The organism is Halalkalibacter urbisdiaboli, assembly GCF_002156385.1.
GTDB classification, from domain to species: domain Bacteria; phylum Bacillota; class Bacilli; order Bacillales; family Bacillaceae_D; genus Halalkalibacter_A; species Halalkalibacter_A urbisdiaboli.
Window position 1 is genome coordinate 1295674 of sequence record NZ_MVJM01000001.1, and the last position, 9775, is coordinate 1305448.

A 9775-nucleotide genomic window follows, 5' to 3' on the forward strand; every position below is an offset into this window, starting at 1 on the left:
AAAAGGAGCTTGATATTATGTCTTTAAAATCAACAATATATAAAATCTTACGTATATGGAATGACGTTGACGCGGTGCGAAAAGGACGCGTAGGTAAGCGTGTTGGCCGTCGTATTGCGGGGAAAGCTACCGGAAAAGCTCTACGGAAATTGTTTAAATAAAAGGCTGTTTTCGGAAAGATTGTTGCTACAAATATAATAGGGATTATTTTACTTTTTTGTGAAGTGTTTAATCTTTTTCGGTGATAATCCGAGCATCAATGAAATTTAGCTGTCTTAATATCGACGCAATCAATTGTCTTCGAATGATGTTGGAATCGGGTTCTGTAAGACAAATATACTCAAAAGGCACTTATACACGTTATCCTAAATATTGCTCCGTTAATAGTTGCCGTGAACGCCTAGTACCTATACAAAGCCGTATGAAAGAACAGCTACGCAAATATATAGCAGTACGGGGAAATGCCGTTACTGATAGCCTTTTTATTACAGATGGAACGGCATTAAGTAAAAGACAAATACAAAACCGTTTAAGTAGCTACGGCAAAAAAACAGGGATTAACGGCGTGCGTGTTAGTTGCCGTACTTTACGGCATACATTTGCTAAACAAATGTTTATAGTTATACTATTATCGAAGAAGACTAACTTAATTTTTAGTTCTTATTTATAACTGGTAATTTTATTAGATTCCTCAACAACGGGCGAAACATATCAGATGATTCGCCTTGATTCTTCAAGAAATTTCTTTAACTAATTTACTTATATTCTTAATCGCCCCAAAATGCATACCTTCATGATATAAACAAAAACTAACTAACTCTTTCACCGTTGTTAATTCAAATCCCGTTGATGTAGTGTAAGGTTCCTTAACCTTCTCATCCATCCTTCCTGACAAAGCCAAATTCATCCTGATCATTTGTTCGCTCAAAACATCAAGTAACTCCTCTAGAAATGGTGGATTCATTTTCCAGTTAGCTGGACTAGTTCCAGTTTTAAAAAATGTAGGATAGTTAGATGGAATTTTTGTTTCTTCTCCAGTAAGATGAAACAAAAATTTTTCGCCAACCACGTATATATGTCCCAAATTCCACTTAACATTATTATTCAACTTATCAGGTACAAGCTCACTCGCAGCTTCTTCCATATCTTTTACATAATTAATTGTACTCTCTCTTGCAGTCAATAACTGTTTCATAAGGTAGTTTTCCATCAAAATCACTCCTCTTTTATTTTACTTGAACTGCTTTAATTTGTAAGACGACTTCTTCCCTCTTCATAAAAAGTGTCATAACAGTACCCAGTGCCAATATGGCTAATCCCATCCAACGCGTTATTATAATTTCCAGAAACAGAACGAAGATATCCACCTAAACCGTTCAATTAATCTCCCCATAATCGGCTGAAACACTCCCCAAGTAATCATGTTTAGAGACACCGCCAGACTAAGGGTCGTTAGCTCCTAATCAAAGGTCGAAATTGATCAGCTGTTAAATTTAAACGAAAAGCCCCCATCAGTGTAATGAATGCAACCAGTACAACTCGTTTACCTAAAAAGATTGTTGCATTATAATCCCTCCCACTCCCCATTAACCTCTAATTAATGTTTTTAATGGTTAATAATATACCTATTTATAATTAACCTGTCAAGTATGTTATAATAGGTTAATTATAATTTTTAGTAAGGGAGTCGTTTTGATGGCAGGTAATACAAAATTTCCACTTTTCTCCGGTCACCTATCATTAGATCTAGTAAATACTGAAGTAGTGCGGAATGGGGCCCGTATTGACTTACTTACTTCGCATGAAGATTTGATTACGTGGATCCACACCATGGACAAGAAAGGTATTTTATCCCACAAACAAATTCCAGAAAACATAGAAGAATGGGCTGTCGATGCTTTACCATTGATTAAAGACATTCGCGAGTCCTTACGAGAAGTATACGAAGGTTTCGCTGATGATAAAAAACCTAAAATGGAGTGGATCAAGCATCTAGAATCATTAATCAATAAAGCTCCATTTACTTACCTATTAGAAGAGAATGTTTTGATAGCAAAACCAGTTGGCAAGCCAGAGGATGCACTCATTGCACTGTTAGCCTATGATGCTATGAGGCTTTTTGCAGAAAATAAATTAACCAACATGCATCGTTGTGCAAATCCAGATTGTGTTCTACTATTTATCGATACAAGAGGAAGACGAAAATGGTGCTCAATGAAAATTTGTGGTAATCGGGAGAAAGTTACTCGTCATCAAAAACGCAAAAACTTGCAAGAGTAAACTTCAGTCAAAGTCAGATTTTTCGGTTTTAAATAGCAATGTCATGAGAAAAAGGATTGTCGATTTGGACAATCCTTTTTCTTAACGTTTAAAACAAACTAAATATGTAAGGGGCTTCTCGGCGCTGTGTATCTTTTGCACTGCATCTTTAATATGGACGTTACTTAATAGCTCTATCGTCTTCTTTACTTCCACCTCGTTTTTCCTGGTCGCTTTTTAATATAAACATCTTTATCACAAATGTATAATGAACCAGGGAGCCTCATAGAGAAACCCTGGTTCTTCGCTTATCTTACTTCCATGCATCTAGTAACAAGTTCGCGTGATAAGAGAGGTCAGCTTTTGCTTCCTCTGTTATATTTTCTTCATTTGCCTTTCGTTCAAGATGAAACAAATAGTTTTCTAAGAACTTCACTGCATTTTTTGTTGAGCCTCTGTCAAAATGATGTTTGGCTTGTTTTAACGAATTTGTTAATTGCGGTACCAGCGGGTCAGAAACTTCCCCTGCTTCCACCTTCTCCTTCATCACATTCTCCAAAACGTCAACAGACATAACTACAGCAACATGAGCTATGACTTCTCCATAATCTGTTGCGCCACTCACTGTGAATGATCCTAAGGTTGAATATCCTTCCTCCGGCACAGTATCCCAAGCTACAGTAGTGCTTTCAATTGTATTTGTCTCAAGGTTTACGACTTCTATTGTGTCAGCAAGATCCGGTGCTTCATAAAGGTCTGTCACAAGATATTTATTCGTCTTAGGGATATAATCACTGAATGCTGCATGGAATACCCGTGTAGAGTCATTTGCCTCATACCAATTATCCCCTATTGAAGTAAACATTGTTTGCCAAATTGCCGGTTCCCAAACTAATACAGTAGACACCGCATTATTAATGGTATCATTTGTTGTGCGCATTACATCAATCATAAAGTCGGCTTGCCCTTGAATGGTATTCGGATATCCAGAATCTGACGGACCTCCAGATGCTCTATGGGATGTTTCTGATACAGCAAGCTCATAGTCAGGAAACTCAGTCGCAAACGCATGCAAGTTCTCACTTAAATTTTCCATCGTACCATGCCATTCAGGATAGTAAGAAATGGACATGATATCAAAGTTATTCTGATAATCTTCTTTAAGTCTTGTCGTCAGCTGGTTCCAAAATTCTAGTGTCTTTGGCAATCGGTTTGTCCCGACAATGACATGAATTTTCGTTTTTGATTCAGGGGAAGCTTCCTGAGCTCCGCGAAGTCCCGCATCGACAATGGCGGTAAAGCGATCCCATGATGCATCATATGCCGCCTGTTCCGCTGGGTCCTCGGATTCCCAATACTCCCATAACAGTTCACCGCCCGGCTGCGCTGTATAGGAAGCGTCCTCTACCGCATATCTCGGTTCAAGTCCAGTTGGAACCTTTTCATTCCCCCATAGTGTTCCATTAATAATTTCATTGCCTACCTGAACATAATAAGGGTCCACTCCAGCAGCTACATGATCTGCTGTCACTTCATACGTAAAGTCATACACGGCGTCCACAAGCTCATCAAAAGGTAAGTCCTTCCAAGACTTCGGCTTCATCTGTTTCGCTGGGTCTGCCCAGCTGTCAGAATAGTGGAAGTCAATACCGACCTTCATACCTAACTCATTCGCGTATAACGATTTATTTAACGTATCTTCCGGATTCATGCTGCCATTAACATGAGTAACCGGTTCGCCTGTATTCTCACTACGCGGCTCATTCCAAATCCGGAATCGCGAGGAAGTCATCCCCGTCTCCTGCATCGTACTAATCATGCGTCCATCCGAAGACGGCACATCTGTGTTGCTATGTGTTGTATATGTCCTATCTAAAAACGCCGTATCCCAAGATAAGTCTGCACCTATAGTGAGATTTTCCTTAAGCAAGTAGTTATTTGCCCGAATTTCAGCAATTCCAGCAACCGCACCCTCTGAAACATCCAATAACGTTGCCTTCAAATACCTTATATCTGGACTATCTTCAATGAGAACGTCCTCTCCACCAGTTACCGCTTCTTGCGATTGATCAGAAATAGTAAACCACTCGTCCCCGTCACTTGATGCTTCCAGCTTGTATTTGTATTCTCCGCTAAGCGTTGGGAAAACAACCTCAACTTTTTTCATACCTGGGTACGTTCCTCCAAGGTCTACCACAAGCCAGCTGTTCTCTGATACAGAACCAGCATCCCAGTATGTTGTTGCATCTTGGTCAATCGCTACATTAGCATCCCCTGTTCCAGCTTCAGAAGATACCCAGCTTTTCGTTGTTAAATTTGTATAGGCTGGAGAAATATCAGCATCTCCATAATACGCAGCTGTTGGTAAGCTGAAAAAAGATGCTCCTACTAGCGCTGCAGCCATTAACAGAATGGTCGATTTCTTTACAAATGAGCGTTTTTTCATGTACACATTCCCTCCTATTTTTTCAAGGATTAATCAAGATGTGTTGCATAAATACCAAGTTAGAATCTCGGATAATTAGAATAACTTTATGAATCAACCTCCTTTTACTTGGTTTTGGGACACATTTTACCGGCTCTAGTAGATTGGCCCCTTTCAATCAATTTAACAGAGCCCTCTGCAAAGAATGGTATATTAAAGCCAGAGAATGTCTCCAGCATTAATATCAATAATTTCAGTAGCGTTTTTTCCGCGGAAGGATCTAGTAGAAGGATGGATTAGTCTACTGAAGCAGAAAACTTTGAAGAATATGTTTCACAACCAATCATTGAAGAAAACTTGTTTTCATTGTATTTATTTTTTTCACTATGATGTACAACTATATTCTACATAAAATATAATTATATGAAACTTTTTAATGTAGTAAAAAGGTCTCTAAGTAATGTGTGGAGTCGTTGCCCGATCTTGAAAGCCTTGCGATGAGCGGTTTTCTCATCGTAAGGCGCTCAACGTGCGGAGCCATTACTTCTTCTTCGATTTACTAAAGGGATCTTTTCAGTGCCCTCCCATCTCCGTCACTTTCCGTCTATTCCAACAATACAGTTTGAAACATTCAAAAAAGCCGACCCCATAGAAAGAGTCGACTTTTTACATTTATTTTCTTACTAATTAATGGAGGATTACAATCCTCCCCTGCTATAATAGCAATGCATCTGCCTGGTCGTTTGTAAGCACTTTACCGCTTTGCACAATTACTTGATTGTAAAGCCCGTAACTACCCATCTCTTGCACATTCATTTCCCACTCGCATCTGAAGCTTTTGCTGCTTCTAACGTGGAAACAAGAGAGTTCGCATTTCCTCTATGTTCCACTATTTTACATGACGTCGTTTTCTCGCTTAATAAATATTATATAGACATATGAAACAGCAACGAAGAATGTGATAGAATACGCTCTCACCCATGAAAGTACGATGGCTGTATAGTAGAACCGCAACTAACTGTTTGTCATCCATCTTATGATAAAATCTGTAAACCGTTATTTATCTAGCAGGTATTCGCTTTTTTCGGGCAAATAGATCCCGATATTTCTTCGGTGTAATACCCTCTTTCTTTTTGAAGGTTGCTACAAAGTAACTAACATCATTAAATCCCGTGAGAATAGCAACGCTTTTTAAGGGAAGCTCCGGTTTTTGTAGCAGTATTTCTTTTGCCTTTCTTATTCTAAGTTGGATTAAAAATGTGTAGGGACTCACTTTAAACGTATTTTGGAACAGTCGATTTAAGTATTGGGAGCTAACATTTAAATGAGATGCCATATCATCTAATGTAATGTCCTCCCCATAGGAGGTCTCAAGCCACTCCACAATATGGCGCACTTTATCATATAGATGTGATAAAGATGGCTGGTTATTCATTTTCCCATACTTCCTTAGTTTCACTAGAAATTTATATAAATAGATAGATAAATCAAGCTTTGAAAACTCCGAATCGGATTCAATTTTCATTAGCATATCTGTAATGATCTCCTCCGATTGTATATCTCCTAAGTCCGTATAAAAGGTAGAAACATCCATTTTTAATGACTCTAAAATAGAAACGACAGATTGACCCCCAAACGTTACATACATGGTAGACCACACTTTACTCTTTGAAAAATAAGTATGTGGAGTAAAAGGCTTTAATAAGATTCCCCTCCCTTTTGATAAGATATATTCCTGCCCATCAAAGGAAAACCTACCTTCCCCCTCAACCGTTTGGAGCCAATGATAGTACGGATATCCACCCGGTCTGCTAAAATCCAATTCTTGCGTATTATACCCTACACTTTCAACGAATAAAGGCAGCGACTCTTCCACTGTAATGTACTCATATCTAACCTTTTTGTTATACATCATCTCCCCACCCACTTTTTCCAATAAGTTCTCAAAACTTCAAATACATTCGTTTGAAAGAAGTAAGAAACTTCCTATATCCTTATGAACATTTTAATGTCCAACCTTTATTATTTTCAATAATGACTTACCCTTTTGCACTTAAATTTTATAGTCTCTCAGAGAAGACGTAACGGCTCCGCGCATTACTTTATGGGCATTTCTTCAGTGACCTATCCTTTTACAGACCCTCCAAACACACCGGAAACAAAGTGTTTTTGGAAAAATAGGAATAAAATGAGCATGGGTATTAATCCAATGACAGCTCCGGACATGACCGCTCCATACTGAACCGTTTGACCTGGTTGCACCATCATTGATAATAATAGTGGCAGAGTGAACATCTCCCGGGAATTAACTACAACTAACGGCCAGATGAAATTTCCCCACTGCTGCATAAAGGTAATAATCCCAAGCGCAGCACATGCTGGTTTCATTGTCGGCAAGACAATTCGAAAGAAAATACCAAGTTCACGGCAACCGTCAATTCGGCCAGATTCGATTAAATCCGTTGGAAAGGACATCATTTGCTGTCGCATTAAAAAGACGCCAAATGGTGTGACCATAAATGGCACAATTAAAGCTAAATAGCTGTCAATCCAGCCAAAATTCATCATAATAATAAACATTGGCACTAACATCACTTGAGTGGGCACCATCATAATCAGCAGTACGCAAAAGAATAATGCCTCTTTCCCTTTAAACGAAAATTTCGCAAACGAATACCCTGCTAGAGCTGAAAAAAAGACCGTTGTTGTGGTAGTAATAACCGTTACAAACAGACTGTTAAATAAAGCTCTCCAAATAGGCCATCCGGAGCACCTGCCTATACATTTTCTCCATGCTTTCTTTTACAAGTCGTGAAAACAATTACATCGTTTACACAATGCTGTTTACAAAAGTTTGTTTATACAATATGAAACTTTTGCGATAAAAAGAACATCCCTCCTCGACCGTTAAAGATTAATGGCTCATGACATCGAGTGAAAGCATTACTATACAGGGAGTCACGGGTTTTGTTTATCTATATAACCCTTAGACTGTTTTCTATAATTTTGTATATTGATTTACCTAGCCTTTCATTTTATTAAATTAAAGCACAAAAAAGGCCAATACTTTGAATAACCAAAGTATTGGCCTTTTTGTGCTTTAATATCGGTGGTCGGGGTCGGAACACCCTTAATAACTCTTATATAATAAGGCTAATTCGAGGGATGTGTAAAATAACATGCTAGTTTTCTCTTCGATAATATCCATTTTTCTTCTTATCGTTATAATCTGTTTTTAACCAATCTATTGGACTCTGATTAATCTTGTTAGCCCCTGCATATTCCGTAACGGTTTCCACTACACTATCTAAAGGAACAACATTATACGCATAAGGTAGCTGCTCATTATACTTATATTCGAAAGTAAATGGTTCAGACGGAGGACTAGATTTATGCATATTTTCACTTCCCACAATGTGTGAAGACCATGCCCAATTTCCTATGGTTGATTTATCATGCCATATAAATCCTGTTGTAAATAGGTTTTCTCCATCATTGTCCCAACTGCTTCCTGTATATGTTCCAAATTTATTTGTTACTTTCGAGTTTACGATTAAATTTCTGTTATATGCAGCATGGAATAGCTCTGCCCATTGGTCATCCATATTTTTAGTATCTAGTCCTTGAATCTCAGCACCTATAATTGGCTCGTTAATGTCAATAAATACACTAGTATCTGCTGCAATTGAAGCCCCATTCCTCGCATTAAGGGCTCGTGCAAGTTGGTCACTTCCATGTTCGGTAATAGCGCTTACATTATCCAACACTTCCTGATGCGTGGAATTGTCAAGATACAAGTTGTAAGCATGACCCGTTCCTTGTCGGATCATGGGAACTCGCTGCCCAACATTCGTATAACTGTTATAAGCAAGCGTTAACCGCATTCTTTGATTACCGTCTTTGTAATCCATTCCACTACTGCTGACATAATCCATATAGTCCTTATCTCCTGAACCCGTTAAATGCACTTTGCTATGATATGCAGCGTATGCCATAATCTGCTCTTTCGTTGCACCGTCATTACGCATATTGTAGTACACACTTTCGGAATCTAGTTCGTTTGCTTGATATTTCTCTTCCATAAACTGAATGGACTGATAAATATCACTATCTTCTGGTGGATTTTCATCCGCAGGTAAGCCGAATTCAGACCAAGAGATAGTAATGTTAGAGCCACCATTCTCTGTATCAATTAATCCATCTCCCGCAATAGTGAATTTACTATGGTCTATCCAAACATTATTTGCACCATTTATTTTAATAAAAGTCCAACCTACTTCCTTATGTCTTCCAGTGTCATCCCATTGCCACATTCCATCAAAATTTAAATTTCTAATAACAAGATCATTCGTTGATCTTTGTAATTTAAATTCAGCACTTCGAATTGTTTTCCCTTTTTTTGAAAAAATCGTTAAGCCATCTACATTATTTATATCTATTTGTGAAACACCGGACGAAGCTAACTTAGGATTTGTATATCCGTTCATAGGATCCCGATATTTTTTTATAAACCGATATTTTTTAGCTTCATCTGAAGTTAAATTTAATGCTTTCCAACCTAGGTTAAGGTCGTTTGCCACTTCAATTACTTTTACACTTCCATTCTGAGCATCCAAAAGAGACTGTAAAAACTCTCTTTCAGTTTCAACTTGACGATAATAAGTTGTATCAATGTATTCACTTCGGTCATTAACTCCTAATGACGCATACCCAGTGACGTTTAGATAGCTATTATCATAGTTTTTAAAATGTCTTTCTGTGTTAGGTATTGAATCAACTGATGCTGCATTTATTTCACCATCTCCACCGATTAATAACGATGAAGTTAAAAATGATGAAACCAATAGTAAATTTAGTGACTTTTTAATACGCATCCTTTTTTTCATCCTCTTCCTCCTAAGTAAGTTGTAAAAGGTAAGACTGGGCTTAGATGTGTTTACATGCTTATGAAATAAAACCAATCAACTTTTTCTATCATCACCTCCTTTAAAAACTTATACGTAAGCCCTTTCAAATCATTAGATCATATCAAAGCTATAACGTTTCTAATGTCGAAACCTCTCTAATACTTATTTTGTAGTCTCATTGTAT

9 protein-coding genes are annotated in these 9775 nt (G+C 37.9%); 3 read left to right on the forward strand and 6 right to left on the reverse strand.

Going from position 1 to position 9775, the window contains the following annotated elements; genetic code table 11:
* Positions 1-17 precede the first annotated feature (17 nt).
* Both B1R93_RS22935 and B1R93_RS23355 read left to right on the forward strand, forming a co-directional pair.
* Positions 18-161 carry a hypothetical protein gene (locus B1R93_RS22935; protein WP_165763745.1) on the forward strand — a complete coding sequence of 48 codons (144 nt, stop codon included), beginning with the start codon at positions 18-20 and terminating at the stop codon, positions 159-161.
* Positions 162-307: 146 nt separating this feature from the next.
* Complete coding sequence (locus B1R93_RS23355) at positions 308-670, forward strand: tyrosine-type recombinase/integrase (protein ID WP_280949467.1); 363 nt, start codon at positions 308-310, stop codon at positions 668-670.
* 63 nt (positions 671-733) lie between these two features.
* Here B1R93_RS23355 and B1R93_RS06475 read toward each other — a convergent pair whose 3' ends face one another.
* Both B1R93_RS06475 and B1R93_RS23620 read right to left on the reverse strand, forming a co-directional pair.
* Positions 734-1210, reverse strand: a complete 477-nt coding sequence (locus B1R93_RS06475; RefSeq protein WP_088103109.1) for a DinB family protein — start codon at positions 1208-1210, stop codon at positions 734-736.
* Between the two features lie 35 nt (positions 1211-1245).
* Complete coding sequence (locus B1R93_RS23620) at positions 1246-1380, reverse strand: hypothetical protein (protein ID WP_280949459.1); 135 nt, start codon at positions 1378-1380, stop codon at positions 1246-1248.
* Between the two features lie 315 nt (positions 1381-1695).
* Between B1R93_RS23620 and B1R93_RS06480 the strand changes: the two genes are divergently transcribed.
* Positions 1696-2280 (forward strand): CGNR zinc finger domain-containing protein, encoded by a 585-nt coding sequence (locus B1R93_RS06480; protein ID WP_088103110.1) that lies wholly within the window; start codon positions 1696-1698, stop codon positions 2278-2280.
* 292 nt (positions 2281-2572) lie between these two features.
* On the opposite strand, the gene B1R93_RS06485 is transcribed toward B1R93_RS06480, so the two are convergent.
* From B1R93_RS06485 to B1R93_RS06500, 4 genes are all read right to left on the reverse strand, one after another.
* Entirely contained in the window at positions 2573-4705 is a 2133-nt protein-coding gene (locus B1R93_RS06485) for a glycosyl hydrolase 53 family protein (protein WP_088103111.1), read from the reverse strand.
* Positions 4706-5744: 1039 nt separating this feature from the next.
* The gene (locus B1R93_RS06490) at positions 5745-6596 is read right to left on the reverse strand and encodes an AraC family transcriptional regulator (protein ID WP_245308203.1); all 852 of its coding nucleotides are present in this window, start codon (positions 6594-6596) and stop codon (positions 5745-5747) included.
* Between the two features lie 212 nt (positions 6597-6808).
* Positions 6809-7465, reverse strand: a complete 657-nt coding sequence (locus B1R93_RS06495) for an ABC transporter permease subunit (protein WP_088103113.1) — start codon at positions 7463-7465, stop codon at positions 6809-6811.
* Positions 7466-7866: 401 nt separating this feature from the next.
* Complete coding sequence (locus tag B1R93_RS06500; protein ID WP_245308204.1) at positions 7867-9570, reverse strand: pectate lyase family protein; 1704 nt, start codon at positions 9568-9570, stop codon at positions 7867-7869.
* Positions 9571-9775: the final 205 nt, after the last annotated feature.